At 38.3% G+C, this 17,983-nt stretch carries 17 protein-coding genes and 1 tRNA gene; 13 read left to right on the top strand and 5 right to left on the bottom strand.

Annotated features, from left to right (window positions below; all coding sequences use genetic code 11):
- The first annotated feature begins 43 nt into the window (after window positions 1–43).
- Entirely contained in the window at window positions 44–970 is a 927-nt protein-coding gene (locus JG479_RS14670) for a hydrogen peroxide-inducible genes activator (protein ID WP_002957836.1), read from the top strand.
- An 18-nt stretch (window positions 971–988) separates the two neighbouring features.
- Here JG479_RS14670 and JG479_RS14665 read toward each other — a convergent pair whose 3' ends face one another.
- Complete coding sequence (locus JG479_RS14665; RefSeq protein WP_002957835.1) at window positions 989–1,201, bottom strand: hypothetical protein; 213 nt, start codon at window positions 1,199–1,201, stop codon at window positions 989–991.
- A 191-nt stretch (window positions 1,202–1,392) separates the two neighbouring features.
- Entirely contained in the window at window positions 1,393–3,924 is a 2,532-nt protein-coding gene (locus JG479_RS14660; protein WP_200219568.1) for a two-component system response regulator, read from the bottom strand.
- 186 nt (window positions 3,925–4,110) lie between these two features.
- Between JG479_RS14660 and queA the strand changes: the two genes are divergently transcribed.
- From queA to JG479_RS14625, 7 genes are all read left to right on the top strand, one after another.
- Window positions 4,111–5,142, top strand: coding sequence for a tRNA preQ1(34) S-adenosylmethionine ribosyltransferase-isomerase QueA (gene queA, locus JG479_RS14655; RefSeq protein ID WP_039489073.1), 1,032 nt, complete (start codon window positions 4,111–4,113; stop codon window positions 5,140–5,142).
- A 183-nt stretch (window positions 5,143–5,325) separates the two neighbouring features.
- Complete coding sequence (gene tgt, locus JG479_RS14650) at window positions 5,326–6,453, top strand: tRNA guanosine(34) transglycosylase Tgt (protein ID WP_002957831.1); 1,128 nt, start codon at window positions 5,326–5,328, stop codon at window positions 6,451–6,453.
- A gap of 25 nt (window positions 6,454–6,478) precedes the next feature.
- Window positions 6,479–6,814 (top strand): preprotein translocase subunit YajC, encoded by a 336-nt coding sequence (gene yajC, locus JG479_RS14645; RefSeq protein ID WP_002957830.1) that lies wholly within the window; start codon window positions 6,479–6,481, stop codon window positions 6,812–6,814.
- Window positions 6,815–6,833: 19 nt separating this feature from the next.
- Window positions 6,834–8,693: a protein translocase subunit SecD gene (secD, locus tag JG479_RS14640; protein WP_002957829.1), complete on the top strand. Its 1,860-nt coding sequence runs from the start codon at window positions 6,834–6,836 to the stop codon at window positions 8,691–8,693.
- A 9-nt stretch (window positions 8,694–8,702) separates the two neighbouring features.
- Window positions 8,703–9,650 carry a protein translocase subunit SecF gene (gene secF / locus JG479_RS14635; RefSeq protein WP_002957828.1) on the top strand — a complete coding sequence of 316 codons (948 nt, stop codon included), beginning with the start codon at window positions 8,703–8,705 and terminating at the stop codon, window positions 9,648–9,650.
- A 129-nt stretch (window positions 9,651–9,779) separates the two neighbouring features.
- Window positions 9,780–11,567: a GGDEF domain-containing protein gene (locus tag JG479_RS14630; RefSeq protein WP_193225557.1), complete on the top strand. Its 1,788-nt coding sequence runs from the start codon at window positions 9,780–9,782 to the stop codon at window positions 11,565–11,567.
- Window positions 11,568–11,586: 19 nt separating this feature from the next.
- Window positions 11,587–12,396 (top strand): substrate-binding periplasmic protein, encoded by an 810-nt coding sequence (locus JG479_RS14625; RefSeq protein WP_193225558.1) that lies wholly within the window; start codon window positions 11,587–11,589, stop codon window positions 12,394–12,396.
- A gap of 54 nt (window positions 12,397–12,450) precedes the next feature.
- On the opposite strand, the gene suhB is transcribed toward JG479_RS14625, so the two are convergent.
- A complete protein-coding gene (suhB, locus tag JG479_RS14620) occupies window positions 12,451–13,254 on the bottom strand; it encodes an inositol-1-monophosphatase (protein ID WP_002957826.1) in 804 nt (267 codons plus the stop codon).
- A 243-nt stretch (window positions 13,255–13,497) separates the two neighbouring features.
- Between suhB and JG479_RS14615 the strand changes: the two genes are divergently transcribed.
- Entirely contained in the window at window positions 13,498–13,914 is a 417-nt protein-coding gene (locus JG479_RS14615; RefSeq protein ID WP_039488232.1) for a VOC family protein, read from the top strand.
- 38 nt (window positions 13,915–13,952) lie between these two features.
- On the opposite strand, the gene JG479_RS14610 is transcribed toward JG479_RS14615, so the two are convergent.
- Window positions 13,953–14,621, bottom strand: a complete 669-nt coding sequence (locus JG479_RS14610; protein WP_039488234.1) for a LiaF domain-containing protein — start codon at window positions 14,619–14,621, stop codon at window positions 13,953–13,955.
- A gap of 328 nt (window positions 14,622–14,949) precedes the next feature.
- On the opposite strand from JG479_RS14610, the gene JG479_RS14605 reads away from it, so the two are divergent.
- The 4 genes from JG479_RS14605 to JG479_RS14590 all read left to right on the top strand — a co-directional run bounded on the left by JG479_RS14605 (window position 14,950) and on the right by JG479_RS14590 (window position 17,219).
- The gene (locus JG479_RS14605; protein ID WP_024597541.1) at window positions 14,950–15,516 is read left to right on the top strand and encodes a BON domain-containing protein; all 567 of its coding nucleotides are present in this window, start codon (window positions 14,950–14,952) and stop codon (window positions 15,514–15,516) included.
- A 72-nt stretch (window positions 15,517–15,588) separates the two neighbouring features.
- Entirely contained in the window at window positions 15,589–15,747 is a 159-nt protein-coding gene (locus JG479_RS14600; RefSeq protein WP_002957822.1) for a YqaE/Pmp3 family membrane protein, read from the top strand.
- Window positions 15,748–16,392: 645 nt separating this feature from the next.
- Window positions 16,393–16,890: a hypothetical protein gene (locus JG479_RS14595; RefSeq protein ID WP_442793182.1), complete on the top strand. Its 498-nt coding sequence runs from the start codon at window positions 16,393–16,395 to the stop codon at window positions 16,888–16,890.
- 252 nt (window positions 16,891–17,142) lie between these two features.
- Window positions 17,143–17,219, top strand: a tRNA-Ile gene (locus tag JG479_RS14590).
- A gap of 320 nt (window positions 17,220–17,539) precedes the next feature.
- On the opposite strand, the gene JG479_RS14585 is transcribed toward JG479_RS14590, so the two are convergent.
- Window positions 17,540–17,869: a 5-carboxymethyl-2-hydroxymuconate Delta-isomerase gene (locus tag JG479_RS14585; protein ID WP_002957818.1), complete on the bottom strand. Its 330-nt coding sequence runs from the start codon at window positions 17,867–17,869 to the stop codon at window positions 17,540–17,542.
- Window positions 17,870–17,983: the final 114 nt, after the last annotated feature.

Genomic DNA, 17,983 nt, shown 5'->3' with positions numbered 1-17,983 from the left:
AATGCCCTAGGTGTTGGGGTCTTTTTATTTGTGGAAAGAAAAAATGACTAACCTTCCAAGTATTAAACAACTACAGTATTTATTAGCTGTTCATCAACATCAGCACTTTGGCAGAGCCGCTAGTGCCTGCTTTATAGGACAATCTACTTTAAGTAGCGCTATTCAAAATCTTGAAGAAACACTAGGCTGTCAGCTAATTGAGCGTGAAAATCGCAGCCTGATGTTTACCAGTATTGGTGAAGAAGTTGTTGAGCGTTCTCGTAAAATAATTAACGATACAATTAGTTTAAAAGAGCTTACAAAAAGCTTTTTAACACCACTAAGTGGTAAGCTGACTGTGGGTGTTATACCTACAATTGCAAGCTTTATAGCGGCTCCGCTTTATCATTTTTGTAAAGAAACCTTTTGTGATTTAGAGCTGGTATTAATTGAAGATACGAGTGACAAGCTACTGGATAAACTTGAACATGGGCATATTGATTTAGCGCTACTTGCACTGCCGTACGAAACAGATAAATTTCATACACAAGTATTGGCAAAAGATCAGTTTAGTTTAGTGCACCATAAGGATTACAGCGCTGCAAAGGGCGTAGTCGACTTTAATCTATTACCAGAGGCTAGCGTATTCTTATTAGAGCGCGAGCACTGCATGACGGGCCATGCGCTTAGTGCATGTCATTTAAACCGTGCCAGTTGTATTAACCCATTTGAAGCTGCAAGCTTACATACTCTATTAAGCATGGTTGAGCATCAGCTCGGGGTGACTTTTTTACCACAGATGGCGATTAATGCGGGTATTTTAGATAATAAAAATATGGTGGCTACACCATCACAAAGTGATGCATATAGAGATATTGGTATCTTGTGGCGTAAAACTACGGGCCGAATTCGAGACTTTAGGCTATTTAGTCAACAGCTTGAGGTGTTTTTAAAGCGTCAATGTAGTTTAGATTTTTCTAAAGCAGAATAATAAGTGAACTAAAGCAGCCTACAAAGGCTGCTTTTGATTTTGAAGATGACTTTCAAAAGGCTCAAGTTCAGGTAAAAATAATAAATAAATCCATACCACCAAGTTAAAGTAAGGCACGCAGCCTAATACAGTAAAAACCTTAACTGGGTAGCCTTTAATATTCGCGTAGCGGTAGCACTGATACGCGATTGCAAAATGTATAATCAGTAATAACATAACTAGTTGTGTCATACCTTCTTCCTTAAAAGCTTAAATAGCTTTGAAACCCACTATAAATATCGGTACTACGCCGCCAAAAGGTAATGTCATGTTTTTAAAGTGAAATACATGAAAAGTCACGACATTTTTTATTTGATGCTGAAAGTATAGGCAAGAAAGGTAATATTGGTAGTAATAAAATGATTAAAATTGTTTAATTTTGTTTATTTTGGGCTAGCTTGTTGTTGGTAAAACGTTTTATTTTTAGAAATTTTTTCGAGTTCATCTTTTACTTTTTCAACAGGTATTGGGCGTGCAATAAAGTAGCCTTGCCCATAATCAACACCAATTTCTTTTAGTGCAAAAAATATCTCTTCGTTTTCAACGTACTCAGCTACAGAGCGCTTATCGAGAGACCGACTAATATCATTTATTGCTTTTACTAACGCTAAATCTATAGGGTCATTGAGCATATCACTGACAAATGAGCCGTCAATTTTCACATGCTGTGCTGGTAGCTGTTTTAAATAATTAAATGTACTAAATCCAGTTCCAAAATCATCGATAGAAAAATGACAGCCTAAGCTATTAAGCTTCTCAATCATTTTACGAGTGGCCTTTAGGTTATTAATACTCGCAGATTCAGTTATTTCAAAAATTATCCGCGAAGCAGGCACGTTATACTTTTCAAGGTTTGATTCAATTAATGGCAATAAGCGTTCATCTAAGAACGATTGTGCTGACAAATTAATAGCAACTTGGTTTAACTCTGGGTGCTTAGATACACAAGCAATAGCATTACGTATAACGCATTGATCCATCAAAAATGTGTCGTTAAGCATTTCTAAAGAGGGAATAAACTGGTTTGGGTATACGAGTTCACCTTTTAGTTTTAAGCGTAAAAGCGCTTCAAAATAAGCAACTTTACACTCTTTAAAATCCCAAATAGGTTGGTAATGTAGTTCAATATTATCTTGCTGTAGTGCTTGGCGAATTTCGTGGCCCCATTCAAGCCCTGTTTGTAGTGTATTGTTTTGAGCATCTTCTTTTGAATAGCAATGTACTAAGTTACGCCCTAGGTTTTTGGCAATATACAAAGCAATATCGGCTTGTTTTAAACACTCATTAGGGTCGTTATTTTGTGTCGTGATTTGAGTTAAACCAATAGAGCAGCTAATAGTGTATATCTGATCTTCTGATTTAAAAGCATGTTTTTCTATCGCACTACACACACCTTCTGCAATAAGGTGTGCATCCAGTAAATTCATATTAGTAAGTATGACTGCAAATTCATCCCCACCAATTCTGCATACCAGGTGATCGTCGCCAATATTTGCTTTAAATAATTGCGCCACTTCTTTTAAAACTATATCGCCCTGATGATGGCCTTTACTGTCGTTTATTATTTTAAAGTGATCGAGGTCAATATAAATAACAGCATGCTCTATGCCATCATAGGTGTATTTATCTTGGCATATTTTATTAAGCTGTTGATCAAAATAATAACGATTATGTAAACCAGTTAATGGGTCATGGTGTGCTAAATGACGTAGTTGAATCTCAGCTTGCTTTCGTTCGTGTATATTGTCGATAGTTGCGGTTATAGTCGCGTTATTACGACTATTTTTTATTAGCTGCAATCTGCATTCAATCCAAATTAAATTGCCATTTTTGTGGGTTAACTTTACTTCTATTTGTTGCTGTTGCTCGCCACCATGTAAAATATCGTTGATAGTGTAGTCAAGCCTTCCTTTATCTTCGTTATTACAATAAGCGCTTAATGGGTTTTGTAGTGATGATTTAACACCAAAACCGCTTAATGTTTCCCATGCGGGGTTAATAAAACGAATATTACCTTGCTGATCGAGCTCTAAAACAACTGTATTTAAGTGCAATAAAATACGCTGATGAGCTGAAAATAACTCTTTGTAACGCACTTCGCTCACGCTTAATTGTTCTACTTTGTAAGCAAATTCAGCATAACTCACCATAAAATCTTCACGCCGTGCGGCGTGGTCACACACTTTGTTTAAAAATGAAGGATCGTAAGGGGCTCTAATAAAGTCGGTAACACCCGAAAGCAAAAGCTGCTCAGCGTAATCGGCATCGTCACTTTCTATAATTGTAACAATAGCTTGTTTAGAATTGTGCTGGAGGATTTCTTCAACGAGTACACTCGAGCTCTCTGCACTTGATGTAGTGGCATCGAGTAGCACAATTGAAAACTGCTGTTGGTTATAAGCGTTAAGTGCCGCTTTAGCTGAAGTTACGTGAGTGATAGCAAAGTTTAACTTTAACTGTTCACTTATTTTGTCGGCCGTATTTTGAAGTGGCTCTAATAATAATAAGTTTAGCCGGCTACTTTTTTCTAAGTGAGTAGATAAAACATTCGCAAGTACTTGAGGGAGCATATCTTTGTGCTCAAACGGTAGTACAGCATCTATCCCATAGCTTCGGGCTGTTGTTTCGGCAATCCGCTCACAGTAAATTGGCGGAATAAGTAAGATTGGTGTGTTTTTTGGTGTTTTTAATAATCCTGAGCGGATCATCCTAGAAAAGCGCCAGCCATCAATTTTACCAACATTAATGCCCGTTATTATAATATCAACAGGGTGTTGTTTTAAAAGCTTTAAAGCTTGTTGGCTGTCTTGGGCATCAATAAAGGTAAATACATTTAAGCTATCTAAAGTGCCCTTAATCGCGCGACGTTCAGCACTACTTGCGTTTAATATTAGCAATTTAAGCTGGTTTGGCACGAGTTGAACACCCCTAATATAACTTATAATAATTTAGCCGAACAAGAATAGTGACATTTAACCATAAGAACAAGAGAATTTAATGGCAAACACGCAAACAGACATTATAAGTTTGGCTGATTTCTTGAGCTTAATATCCGATACATATACACTTGGCGCGATTTTAAATGATGTGGATTACTAATTATGCGCGTGGCTGACTTTAGCTTTGACTTACCTGATGAATTAATAGCTCGTTTTCCTAAAGCGGACAGAACCAGCAGCCGTCTACTCACTTTAGATGGCCCAAGCGGAACTTTAGAACATAAAGTGTTTAGCGATATACTTGATTTAGTAAACGAAGGCGATTTATTGGTCTTTAACAATACACGCGTTATTCCAGCACGTATGTTTGGTCAAAAAGCTTCAGGCGGAAAAGTTGAAGTACTTGTAGAGCGGGTATTAGATGAGCATCGCGTACTTGCGCATGTACGGGCAAGTAAGTCGCTTAAGGTCGGTAACGAAGTTATTTTAGAAGGCAAAGCCAAGGCAATAATGGTTGCACGCCACGATACTTTATTTGAGCTTGAGTTCGATCATAGCCAAAACGTGTTAGATATACTTAATGATATTGGCCATATGCCACTGCCTCCTTATATTGACCGACCTGATACCGATGCTGACCGTGAGCGTTATCAAACTGTTTATGGTGAAAAACCAGGTGCAGTTGCAGCACCAACTGCAGGTCTACATTTTGACGATAAGTTAATGACAGCACTCAAAGGTAAAGGTGTAAACATGGCTTTTGTTACGCTACACGTTGGCGCTGGTACTTTTCAGCCGGTACGAGTTGATAGTGTTGATGAGCATGTAATGCACTCAGAATACATAGAAGTACCTGATGACGTAGTTGCAGCTGTTGCGCAAACTAAAGCAAATGGTGGGCGTGTAATTGCGGTAGGCACAACTTCAGTTCGCTCATTAGAGTCGGCTGCTAAAGTTCACGGCGGCAAGTTAGATACGTATTTTGGTGATACCGATATATTTATTTTTCCGGGTTATCAATTTAATGTTGTTGATGCCATGGTCACAAATTTTCACTTACCAGAATCAACGCTTATAATGTTAGTCAGCGCATTTAGCGGCCAAGACAATATTATGGGCGCTTACAATACTGCAATAGAGCAGCAGTACCGCTTTTTTAGTTATGGCGACGCCATGTTTTTAACACGTAAGTAACAAAATATTGTTTAATACTCAGTAGAATATATTAAAACCCCCAGCTTAGTTGCTGGGGTTTTTGTTTGCGGCAATTGGCAAAACTGAATTTATCGCAGCTAATAGTATTAGTGAGGCAAAAAGGGTAGAATCAGGCGGTTAAATTATAGCTTGTTGGACTGTTTTTCCGACATTGAGGATGATATGAAATTTGAATTAGATTGTACTGACGGAAAAGCGCGCCGCGGCCGCTTAATTTTTGACCGTGGTGTAATAGAAACACCTGCTTTTATGCCTGTTGGTACTTACGGTACTGTAAAAGGTATGACGCCAGATGAAGTTAAAGCCACTGGTGCGCAAATATGTTTAGGTAATACCTTTCATTTAATGCTTCGCCCAGGTACTGAGATCATTAAACAACATGGTGATTTACACGACTTTATGAATTGGGACTTCCCAATTTTAACTGACTCAGGCGGTTTTCAAGTATTTAGCTTAGGCGCAATGCGCAAAATCACTGAAGAAGGCGTTTTATTTCAATCTCCAGTAAATGGTGATGAAATTATGATGTCGCCTGAAAAGTCGATGGAAGTACAGCGTGACTTAGGTTCAGACATCGTTATGATTTTTGACGAGTGTACGCCATACCCAGCGACTGAAAAAGAAGCTAAAGATTCTATGGAGTTATCTCTTCGTTGGGCTAAGCGCTCAAAAGAAGGGCATGGCGATAATCCATCTGCTTTATTTGGTATTATCCAAGGTGGTATGTACCCAGAATTACGTGCACAATCACAAGCTGGTCTTGAAGAAATTGGTTTTGACGGTTATGCATTAGGCGGCCTATCAGTAGGTGAGCCTAAAAACGAAATGATGAATATCCTTGATCATTGTGCGTTTAAAATGCCAGAAGACAAGCCTCGTTACCTTATGGGTGTAGGCAAGCCAGAAGACTTAGTTGAGTCGGTTCGCCGTGGTATTGATATGTTTGACTGTGTTATGCCAACACGTAATGCGCGTAACGGCCATTTATTTATTACCACGGGTGTAGTAAAAATACGTAACGCAGTGCATAAAACAGATACAGGGCCACTTGACCCTGAGTGTGATTGCCATACGTGTAAAAACTATTCACGAGCTTATTTGCATCACCTTGATAAATGTAACGAAATTTTAGGTGCGCGACTAAACACAATTCATAACTTACGTTACTATCAACGTGTTATGGAAGGTTTACGTAATGCAATTAGCGAAGGTAAATTAGAAGAATTTGTACAAGATTTTTATGCTCGCCGAGGCCAAGATGTGCCAGAGTTAGCAGATATAAAAAATTAAACTTTAAAATTAAAGAGGAAGTATCATGAGTTTATTTATTTCAAATGCACACGCAGCAGCTGGTCAACCTGCGGCAGGCGGTGGTTGGGAAATGCTAATAATGTTAGCTATTTTCGGTTTGGTTTTTTACTTTTTAATCTACCGCCCACAAGCTAAGCGCGTTAAAGAGCACAAAAGCTTAATGAGTATGATGGCTAAAGGTGATGAAGTACTTACCCAAGGCGGTTTAGTGGGTAAAATTGTGAAAATTTCTGAAGAGAAAGATTTCATCGTTATCTCTTTAAACGAGCAAGCAGAAGTTACAGTACAAAAATCTGCAGTATCTGCAGTATTGCCAAAAGGCACAATGAAGTCGCTATAAAAATAATAAGGACGACCCCGTGTTAAACAAGTTTCCAGTTTGGAAGTATTTACTTGTTTTAGCTGTGGTAGCCATTGGCCTTTTATATGCCTCTCCAAACTTGTATGGTCGCGATCCGGCCATACAAGTTTCAGGTGCTAAAGGCGCTGATGTCGATCTCAGTGTTGTAGACAAAGTAAACGCAATCCTTAAAACAAATAATGTAACCGCTAAATCGACAATACTTGAAGATGGACAAATTTTAGTTCGTTTAAAAAATGTTGAAGAGCAACTTAAAGCGCATGACTTACTTCGTGATTCGCTGAGCGATGATTACATTTCTGCTATTAATATGGCACCTGCTCAACCAGCTTGGTTAAAAGCGGTTGGTGGTAACCCTATGAAGCTAGGTCTTGATTTAAGTGGTGGCGTACATTTCACCATGGAAATCGACATGGCAACAGCGGTTGATAACCAGCTTGAGCAAATGGAACAAGATTTTCGCAGTGACCTGCGCGAAGAAAAACTACGTTATCGTAGTGTTCGCCGCGTAGCAGGCTCCGATCGTATGCGTGTAGAAATGCGTACCGAAGAAGACAAAAATGCTGCAGAGAGTTTCTTAGAAACTCGCTACCCGCTAAATGTCTACATTGATGACAGCAGTAACGATAAAGCATTTTTTGCGACAATGAGTGAGCAAAAACTCAAAGAAATTCGTGACTACGCTATCAAGCAAAATGAAACGATTATTCGCAACCGTATCAACCAAATTGGTGTTGCAGAGCCTAACGTACAACGCCAAGGCGCTGAGCGTATTATTGTTCAACTACCAGGTATTCAAGATACTGCACGTGCTAAAGAAATTTTAGGCGCGACAGCAACACTTGAATTTCGTGAAGTAGACGAAAACGCAGATATTAGCGCTGCTGCCCAAGGTCGTATCCCAGCGGGTACTGAAATGATCATGAGCCGCGACGGTTACCCTGTTGTACTTAAAAAGCGTATTATTTTAGAGGGCAGCCATATTACGGGCGCGCAATCTGGCGCTGATGAATACCAACGTCCGCAAGTAAGTATTACGCTAGATAGCAAAGGTGGGGCAAAAATGAATGCCTTTACCAAGCGTGCTATTGGTAAGCGTATGGCAACGGTATTTATTGAGTACAAGCCATCAGGTAAAAAAGATGCAGACGGTAAAGCGCTTCCGCCTATTAAGGTTGAAGAAGTTATTAACGTAGCAACGATTCAAGCCCGTCTTGATCGCTCGTTCCGTATTACCGGCATTGATAACCCAGCAGAAGCACATAACTTAAGCTTACTACTTCGTGCTGGTGCACTTGTAGCGCCAATTCAAATTGTTGAAGAGCGCACAGTAGGTCCAAGCTTAGGACAAGAAAATATTGAAGCGGGTATGACTGCGGTTGCACTTGGTTTTGCGTTTGTACTTGTGTTTATGCTTGTGTACTACAAAGGTTTTGGTATGGTTGCAAATCTTGCGCTTGCGGCTAACTTAGTACTAATTGTAGGTGTTATGTCTTTAATTCCGGGCGCTACACTTACGCTACCAGGTATTGCCGGGATTGTATTAACGGTAGGTATGGCGGTTGATGCTAACGTACTTATTTTTGAACGTATTCGTGAAGAGCTGGCCGATGGCCGTAGCCCTCAACAAGCGATTCATTTTGGTTACGATAGCGCATTTAGCACTATATTTGATGCCAACATCACGACACTAATTGCTGCCATTATACTGTTTGCAGTGGGCACTGGTCCGATTGCGGGCTTTGCAGTGACACTTGCGATTGGTATTTTAACTTCAATGTTTACAGCCATCGTTGGTACCCGTGCGGTAATTAACTTATTTGTTGGTGGTAAACGCATTGATAAACTTTCGATTTAAGGAGCAGACATGCAAATTTTAAGTTTGGGTAGTAGAACCCTTCGTTTCATGTCTCTTCGAAAAGTGGCTATGGGTTTCTCGACGCTACTAATTTTAGCGTCGTTTGCATCAATTTTTATCAAAGGCCTAAACTTTGGTTTAGATTTTACCGGCGGTACTGCGGTAGAAGTGGGTTTTTCACAACCGGCTGACCTTAAAAAAGTACGTGATGCACTAGCTGATAATGGCTTTGCTGATGCATCAGTGCAGCTATTTGGTTCAAGCCAAGAAATTTTAGTTCGCTTAGCACCACGCGGTAGCGATGTAAAAGCTGAGGTGATTGGTAACCAAGTAATCGACGCACTTAAAAAAGCAGACGACAGCGTAGTAATGCGCCGTATTGAGTTTGTAGGCCCAAGTGTAGGTGAAGACTTAAAAGAGCAGGGTGGCCTTGCCATGTTAACTGCGCTTATTTGTATCTTAATCTACGTTGCGTTTCGTTTTGAATGGCGCTTTGCAGTAGGTGCGGTAGGTGCACTATTACACGATGTTATCATTACTGTGGGTTTATTTTCGGTATTAGGTTTAGAGTTTGATTTAACTATATTAGCGGCAATTCTTGCGGTAATTGGTTATTCACTCAATGATACGATTGTTGTATCAGACCGTATACGTGAAAACTTCCGTAAGGTACGCATTGACGATACGATAGAAATTATTGATATTTCACTTACGCAAACACTTAACCGTACACTTGTAACATCAATCACGACTATTTTAGTATTGATTGCCTTGTTTGCATGGGGCGGACAAACCATTCATGGTTTTGCAACTGCATTACTGTTTGGTGTGTTTATTGGTACTTATTCTTCGATTTATGTTGCAAGCTCTGTTGCTATAGCAATGGGCGTAAGCAAAGAAGATTTAATACCTGAAGTGATAGAAAAAGAAGGCGCAGACCAAGACGCTATGCCGTAACTAGGTTTGTACTTAATAAAAACCGCTCTTATGAGCGGTTTTTTTATGAGCGCATTTTTTTGCGCAATAAAAATGTCATACACACTTGGTACTTTATTGCTCCAATCAAAATAGTTGTAAGGCAAATACGTGACGATTCAGCGCAAAGTATTAGAGTACATTTTAAAAAGCGGTGAAATAACAACGCTGTTTCAGCCTATTTTTGATATTAGTAATCAAGTTATTTTAGGTTACGAAGCACTTAGTCGAGGACCTAAAAATAGCCCGTTAGAAATGCCTAATACGTTATTTAAAGTTGCCCATGAGGAATGTTTAATTTCGGAGCTTGAATTACTATGTCGCTCTAAAGCGATTGAAAACTTTGTAAGGCTTAACCTACAAGGTAAATTATTTTTAAATGTAAGCCCTAAAACACTACTAGACCCTTGCCACCCTAAAGGGGAAACATTGCACCTAATAGAGCAATTTGGCTTAGCTGCTAACCGTGTAGTTATAGAGGTTACTGAGCAAGAAAAAGTAGATGATGGCTTCTTGTTATTAAAAACGATAGCCCATTACCGAGAGCTCGGTTTTACTATAGCAATAGATGATTTAGGCGCTGGGTATTCAGGGTTAAAGCAATGGTCTGAACTATGCCCTGATTTTGTAAAAATTGACCGCTATTTTATTGATCATTGTGATGAAAGCGAAGTTAAAAAAGAGTTTTTGAAATCTATTACTATTTTGGCCAGAGCTACTAATACTCAGGTTATTGCCGAAGGCATCGAACGTCCAGAAGAGCTTACATTTGTAGAAAACTTAGGCATTAGTAATGTACAAGGGTTTTTACTCGAAAAGCCAAGCATAAAGCCAAGTGAAGATTTTAGCTCAGAGCAACTAAAAGCTCTTTCATTTACGCAATCAAACACATTGTTTGATCAATCTATGGCCATAGGTCGCTTATCGGTTACGCAACCTGCAATAAGCAGCGACACTCGCTGTAAAGATGCGCATAAGCTCTTTGAGCAAGATAAATCACTCATAAGCATTGCAGTGTTAAATACTGAAAACCAGCCAGTAGGGTTACTTCACAGAGATCAATTAACAGAAGTTTTTGCAGCGCCCTATGGGCATGCTCTTTACGATAAACGCCCGGTTACTGCACTGATGGATAAGCAGCCCTTAGTCGTTGACGAAAACCAATTACTCGATACCGTAAGTAAGCAAATAACTGAGCAAGACTTTGATATACGCCGCCATATAGTGATAACCAGAGAAAACGCTTATTTAGGTTTAGCGCCGCTTCGCGATATTTTAAAACACATAACCGAAGAAAAAATACGCCATGCACAACACGCTAATCCACTGACTATGCTCCCTGGTAATGTGGCAATTAATGAAGCTATAGAGCAGCGATTAAAAGGTAGTAATCCGTTTTCACTCGCGTATATAGACTTAAATCATTTTAAGCAATTTAATGACTTATACGGCTACGCTAGCGGCGACAGTGTAATTAAACTATTAGCTGATGTAACAGTGCAAGCGTGTAAAAATAGTGCTAACTTTGTAGGACATATAGGTGGCGATGACTTTATGGTGGTGTTTGATCAGCACAACGCGGTTGATATATGTAATACCATTATTGAGCAATTTCAACTCCAGTCTCGTATATTTTTTACACCTGAGCACATAAAGAGCGAAGGGTATTGGGCCACAAATCGTGAAGGAGAAAAGCAATTTGTGCCTCTACTAACGTTATCGGTTGGCTTAGTTGAGCCTGATTTACAACAATGTAAAAACAGTCACCAAGTTGCAGCACTCGCAACTGATGCTAAAAAAGAAGCCAAACGTTATCGCCATAGTTATTTGTTTATTTGCAAACGTAAAGGGCCTGCGCCCGCAGTGGTGCGCCTAGCAAGCAATAAGCAGGTAATTTAAATAAAAGTAGGTAATTATTATGTTGCCAATAAAAATCTCGACCAGTGTACTTGGTCTGCTTGCAAGTTTTGCACTTATGGCGCAAGAGCAAATAATTAATGTAGCCCAAAAGCAAGATACTCAAAACGCACGAGAAGAGTACTTAAGTGAGTTACTGGTACGTGCACTTGAGAGTGTTAACTATCCTGGGGTTATTAGGATGACTCCGATATCAGATCAGCAAAAACGTAAGCTCATAAACCTAAATGATAACGAACTAGATATGTATTGGAGTATGAGTAGTCCAGAGCGAGAGGCACTTGCTTTAGCTATTAAAATACCACTATTTAAAGGTTACATAGGAAAGCGGGCTTTACTCACTAATAAACAAAACGTAGCACGCTTTAAAGACGTAAAAACCCTAGAGCAGCTAGGAGAGTTTTCAGCAGTGCAGGGTCACAACTGGCCAGATACAAGAATAATGTCCTATAACGGCTTACGTGTAAGGCCGCTTACTAATTACCAAGCCATGTTCACTTTAACGAGCCGTGGGCGAATAGATTACTTTCCTCGCTCGTTTATTGAGGTTAATTCTGAGCTTATTGAAAACAAACAAAGTAACTTAGTCGTTGTGCCTAATTTATATATAAGCTACCCAACGGGTATATATTATTTTGTGACTAAGAGTAAACCCGAATTGGCAAAGGCTGTAGAGGAAGGCTTAATATTAATGCAGACAAACGGCGAGTTTGATGCATTATTTAATGAATACTTCGCAAAGGATTTAAATACACTACCTTATACAAAAGGTAAAACGATAGAGATTAAACTCGATAACCCTTATTTTTAAGCACAAAAAAAAGGAGCCTGGGCTCCTTTTTAGTATGCTATTAATAGCATTTAATTAGCGAAGTAACGACTCAGTTAATACTGGACGAATTTCGCGGATAATTGCTTGAGTCAGTTTTGGTGAACCACAGATAATATTGCCGCTGTGGTTATAGTTATTACCACCAGCGAAATCTACAACCATACCGCCCGCTTCTTTAACCATTAGTTCGCCCGCAGCAGAGTTCCAAGGTTTTAAACCAATTTCAAAAAATCCATCAACACGGCCAGCTGCAACGTATGCCATATCCAAAGCAGAACAACCTGCACGGCGAATATCAGCAGTGTGTACAAATAATGCTTTAAACGCTTCAGTGTATGCATCCATGTGGTTTTTGTTTTTGAAAGGGAAACCAGTAGCAAGTACAGTTCCTGCAAGAACCGTAGTTTTGCTAACGCGTAGACGTTTACTGTTTAACTGAGTGCCTTGACCGCGAGATGCAGTGAAAAGCTCACCACGAATTGGATCATAAATAACAGCTTGATCTAAACGACCTTTAACTTTAAGTGCGATAGAAACCGCGTAATGAGGGATACCTTTGATGAAGTTAGTTGTTCCATCGATAGGATCTACAATCCATTGGTAATCATCATCCTTGCCTTTATGCTCACCTAGTTCTTCACCAACAATTGAGTGAGTAGGGTAAGACTGTAAAATAGTGTCACGAATTACGGCTTCGGCTTCTTTATCAATGTTAGTTACTAAGTCGTTAGCGCCTTTTTGTTGCACTTCAACTTTTGATAAATCTTCACTTGCGCGAAGTAAAATTTTGCCTGCGTTGCGCGCAGCGCGAACCGCAATGTTTAACATTGGATGCATGGTATTACCTTTGGGTTGTAAAAGAACGTTTATATATTTCAGCCGGCGTATTTTAGCGACTTTTGCCATAAAGTAAACAATAAACCCTAAATACTTGTGTTTGTTTTTTATACAAGATTGAAAAGTTTAAATATTTTTAAAAAATAATTATCTGAATTTAAATAAATTAATTTTAAATAACACTTTACCTAAAGTTAACTTGAGGTTTTATCGTACTCCTAACTTAACTGATAGGATAACATTATGTATTTAGAGCACGTAAACTTAGTCGTGAGTGATATAGATAGTATGCTTACATTTTATCGCGCTGTATTTCCGCATTGGTCTATTAGAAGTGAGGGCAGAGGCGATTGGCATGGAAAACCAAGACGCTGGGTACACTTTGGAGATGACACGCATTACATTGCGATAAGCAGTCATGGTGAAGGTGAAAACAGAAACTTATCGGGCCATCAAATTGGTTTTGCACACTTTGCTTATGTAACAAATAACTTAAGCGCAGTAGTAATGCGCTTAAATAAAGCGGGTTTTACTCTAAGCAAGCAAGGTAGCGAGAATCCATTTAGGAAAAACGTTTACTTTATTGATCCTGCAGGGTTTGAAGTTGAGTTTGTAGAGTATTTAAGTGATATACCAAGCGAGCGAAATAACGATTTATAATAAAATACTAAGCAGCACGCTAAAGTGCTGCTACTCAATTATAGTGAGCGGTTATTATTACCCGTGCCAAACTGGGTTTTTAGCTCATTTGCAAAGCTTATAAATTTTTCTTTAATTGTGCGCTTTATTTTCACCTCAACCGAGCCCATTACTGCCTTTCCTTCAATATGAATTGTAGGGCCTTGGCGTTTGTTAAGCGACACAGATTTATTTTCAAGGCTACTTAAAATACAAAACATTTTAGACACTACATTGACATGCTCTGGTACGTAAATTTCATCGCTACCAAAAATACAGTTAACGTGAATAGTTACATTTTGATGCGCAAAAATAGCATCAGTGAAATCAAGCACCACCGATCCCATAAAGTTACTCAAATATATATTTTTTGGCACAACCCACTGACCACTTCGCTCGTTAGATCCTAAAATACTGCGTAATGTAAAATCATCATCACTGTTTTGCTGTGCACTATAATGTGGTGTAAATTGCGATTGTTTTTCTGCTTTATATTGCTGATCGGTATTAAGTGTTAAGTCTTCTACTAAGGCTAGCAGTGCTTCGTTATTAGGTGCATCCATCGCATTATCTAAACGTCTTTCAAATGCATCAACAGAAATAACACCATGACTGTAATTATAAATTAATTGATCAATCACTTGTTCGCGTACTTGCTCTATTGGGCGGTCTTCAACTTTTACAGACATGAGTTATTCCTTCTTATATTTACTATTGATACTGCTCTCGTAGTTAGGCTGCAAACCGCGTACCAAATATAATTTCATTAATTATCAATTGGTTATTTTTTAACGGTGTTTTTTGTTTTGTTATATTAACGATAGATTAACCAAAAGAGCAATTATCTAGCTATTTTCACTATTTGAGAAAGTTTTACCGAGTAGCCTGTAAATAGTTACACAAACATAGATAAGGTTTTATCTCTTAATTAATTCAAGTTATTGAATTTTAAGTATAAATAAAGTTGGCCTGAAGCTCGCATTAGTTAAAGTGTCTTTAATCAAAAGGAGAAAGATTATGAAAACATTTAACAAATCTATTATCGCAGCTCTAGTTCTTGGTACTACGGCTATGGGTGCCCAAGCAAACAGCTGGGAAAACGAAAGTAAAGATGCTTGGATTGATGGTAAGGCAGAAACCGTTCTACTTATGAACACTAATCTAAACAACTTTGACATTAACACTGATGTAAAAAATGGCAAGGTAGTACTTACAGGTAAAGTTAATAGCGAACTTGATAAAGAGCTAGCAGAAGAACTTGTACTTAGCCTAGATGGTGTAACTGATGTTGATAACAGCCTTACTGTTGTTAAAAGCATGGACACCGAAGATAAAAGCAACGACATGATGGACGATGATGATAACGACCTAACGGACGCTAAAATCACCACTGTAATCACAACTCGCTTCCTGTTTGACTCAGAAGTAGGTGGTACAGACATTGATGTTGATACCGACAACGGTGTGGTAACTCTGAATGGCTCTGTAGAGTCTGAAGCTGAAAAGCAACTAGCAGTTAAAATTGCTAAAAATGCTGAAGATGTTCGCGATGTAGTTGATAAACTAGCTATTGTTGCTGAATAATACAGTATAATTAAGGCCCAGTAATGCTGGGCTTTAAGTCTTTTCAATGTTTAATTTAAATGGAGTTTGATCATGGATATTATTCGTATAATACTTTCGGTTTTATTACCGCCATTAGGTGTGTTTTTGCAAGTTGGCTTAGGTATGCATTTTTGGTTAAATATTCTATTAACACTGCTAGGTTATTTCCCAGGGTTAATACATGCAATCTACATTATTGCGAAAAAATAATGACAGATTATATATTGTGCAAGCCGACTACTGAGGTTTAGCTAAATACTTTAGTACCGATCGGCTCACAATATTAGTTTTTAAAGAGTTTTTAGATAGTTTTTAGGTTAAATCCAATTTTTAAAGCTCTTCAACCCATTAATTCACTTCCTTAACTCACTCCCAATATTATTTTAAAACTATACTTATTGTTTACTAATAAGCTTTCCAGCTAACAGTCGCGCTCAGATTCTGACTTGATGCCATTTAGGAAATCTTCAACATTAGTGTGTTTATACATCTACAATATACAATTAAATACCTTATTATTTAGTGACAATATTACCTTCACTTCTAGGGCGTGTTGATCTTTGTGGATTGAAATTTGTTCAATCTAGGGGCGATTAAATCGCGGCGCGAGGTTTGTAACCTAGTGGGCTAAGTAAAAACCGAGCAACAAAGAGTTAATCGTCCCTAGAAAGAACCCAAAGGGCAGCGCATGTTTGGTATTTATGCTGCGTTATCGCCTATTCATGGGGAATAACCACACTACATAGGCTCCGCCTTGCCTAAAAACCAAACATACTGCTGCAAATTCACCCACCAAAGATCAACACGCCCTAGTGTTATCATTAAACTAGGTTTTAGGTATATTGAGGTAGTTAATTGAATATTCGACTTATAATGTCAGGCGTTGTGTCTTTCGTTTTTTATTTTAGTTGGGCCTACTGGGCAAATAGTGCGGCAGACATTGCTAAATCGGTCACTCTTCAAGCTGCATTAGTGCAAGGTTTGTATAGTGGATTTGTAACGCTGTTTTTTACCTTTATTTTAGAAAAGGTCGTCAACAAGTATAAGTTTAGTTATGTAACGCTTGCGTTCGTAACTCCAATTATTTGTATGTTTCATTCTAAAACACCACAAAACGTAGCAATACGACAAAGCTTCAATAATGCAATTAACTCTAGCGCCTCGTATTTAAGTAACAAAAAAATAGCAGGTGTACTTTTTGCGCCTATTATTCCGATTACTGTTCAATCGAGCTTAGTGATTATGGTGAATGTAATTAATCAGACACCTAATTTGGCACTGACAGTAGCCCCAAGCATATTTTTTACAGCCTTATATGCCTATACATATATGTTAGCTTTGCTTAAAAAGTAGAGGGTTAAATATAAAAGACTATATGGGATAGGGGTTTTTATAATTTAATGCAGTGAATAGCACGGTAAATATCTTACATTTTATGTTTATTCCCACTTAAAAGATTACTATTTAAGCAGTTAGCTTGTTGATTGTTAAAATAAAGGTTTTTGGTAGTGACAAGCACCTAAAAAGTTTTTATACTGCAACCCGCTTTAGTCGCTCTGTGACTGAACGCTTCAAAAATTAACTGCCTAGCAGTTATATAAAGTTGGCCCCTTAGCTCAGTTGGTTAGAGCACACGACTCATAATCGTTAGGTCCCCAGTTCGAGTCTGGGAGGGGCCACCACTTTTACAAACTTTCCAAAAAATACCTACTCAAATTATTTAAAGCTACATGAACTTAATATCGTGTAATTTATTATTCTTTATTTACCCCTAATAATAAATATAATTTAAATAAAGTTAATCCATAGATTAAGCTAAGCTTTCTTAAATTTGAAAGAGTGCGAATGCACTATTAAATTCCAGCGTTAGATCGGACGCTATTCATGCTCTGTCTTGTAAATAATAATGAGCTGCATCTGATTTCAGAATACAAAAAAAGCCCCTATTGGGGCTTTTTACTTACTAGTGTTTACTTTTATTGCTCAAAACTACAAGAGTTAACTAATTTTTACGGTATATCTCATGCTCAATATCGTAAATATTTACGCTTAGACTGTCTGATGCTCTGCAATATGTTTTTAAACATGAAAGTAGCAGTTCGCTTAACATTTGTTTTTGCTCAATTGAGCGTCCTGCCAAAATATGTACCGCGATATGTATAAACCCTGATTTTCCTGCGCCAAGTTGATATTGCTGATAAGCAATAGCACGTGTTTTTATGGTTTCTAATTCAAATAAGTTACTTTCGAAAGCGGTTGTATGAATTTTTTCTACCAGTACTTGAGGTAAAACGGGGAGGTCTTCTGAGTGTTCAATAATAATGTGCGGCATTTAGGCGTTTCCTATTATGAGTTACTGCATGAGCGAGAGGTAATTGTATCAAATACAAGAGGGGTCACTAAACCCTGAGCTATCTAAAATCTTTACTTTAAACTAATTTAGTCG

This window comes from Pseudoalteromonas sp. LC2018020214 (genome assembly GCF_016598755.1).
GTDB classification, from domain to species: domain Bacteria; phylum Pseudomonadota; class Gammaproteobacteria; order Enterobacterales; family Alteromonadaceae; genus Pseudoalteromonas; species Pseudoalteromonas distincta.
The sequence above is the reverse complement of the archived record's forward strand: the minus strand, read 5'-3'. Positions and strand labels throughout refer to the sequence as shown.

Excerpts from the sequence above, each read along its gene's own strand:
- JG479_RS14670 (WP_002957836.1), top strand. The coding sequence starts at position 44 with ATGACTAACCTTCCAAGTATTAAACAACTACAGTATTTATTAGCTGTT.
- JG479_RS14665 (WP_002957835.1), bottom strand. The coding sequence starts at position 1,201 with ATGACACAACTAGTTATGTTATTACTGATTATACATTTTGCAATCGCG.
- queA (WP_039489073.1), top strand. The coding sequence starts at position 4,111 with ATGCGCGTGGCTGACTTTAGCTTTGACTTACCTGATGAATTAATAGCT.
- tgt (WP_002957831.1), top strand. The coding sequence starts at position 5,326 with ATGAAATTTGAATTAGATTGTACTGACGGAAAAGCGCGCCGCGGCCGC.
- yajC (WP_002957830.1), top strand. The coding sequence starts at position 6,479 with ATGAGTTTATTTATTTCAAATGCACACGCAGCAGCTGGTCAACCTGCG.
- secF (WP_002957828.1), top strand. The coding sequence starts at position 8,703 with ATGCAAATTTTAAGTTTGGGTAGTAGAACCCTTCGTTTCATGTCTCTT.
- JG479_RS14625 (WP_193225558.1), top strand. The coding sequence starts at position 11,587 with ATGTTGCCAATAAAAATCTCGACCAGTGTACTTGGTCTGCTTGCAAGT.
- suhB (WP_002957826.1), bottom strand. The coding sequence starts at position 13,254 with ATGCATCCAATGTTAAACATTGCGGTTCGCGCTGCGCGCAACGCAGGC.
- JG479_RS14615 (WP_039488232.1), top strand. The coding sequence starts at position 13,498 with ATGTATTTAGAGCACGTAAACTTAGTCGTGAGTGATATAGATAGTATG.
- JG479_RS14610 (WP_039488234.1), bottom strand. The coding sequence starts at position 14,621 with ATGTCTGTAAAAGTTGAAGACCGCCCAATAGAGCAAGTACGCGAACAA.
- JG479_RS14605 (WP_024597541.1), top strand. The coding sequence starts at position 14,950 with ATGAAAACATTTAACAAATCTATTATCGCAGCTCTAGTTCTTGGTACT.
- JG479_RS14600 (WP_002957822.1), top strand. The coding sequence starts at position 15,589 with ATGGATATTATTCGTATAATACTTTCGGTTTTATTACCGCCATTAGGT.
- JG479_RS14585 (WP_002957818.1), bottom strand. The coding sequence starts at position 17,869 with ATGCCGCACATTATTATTGAACACTCAGAAGACCTCCCCGTTTTACCT.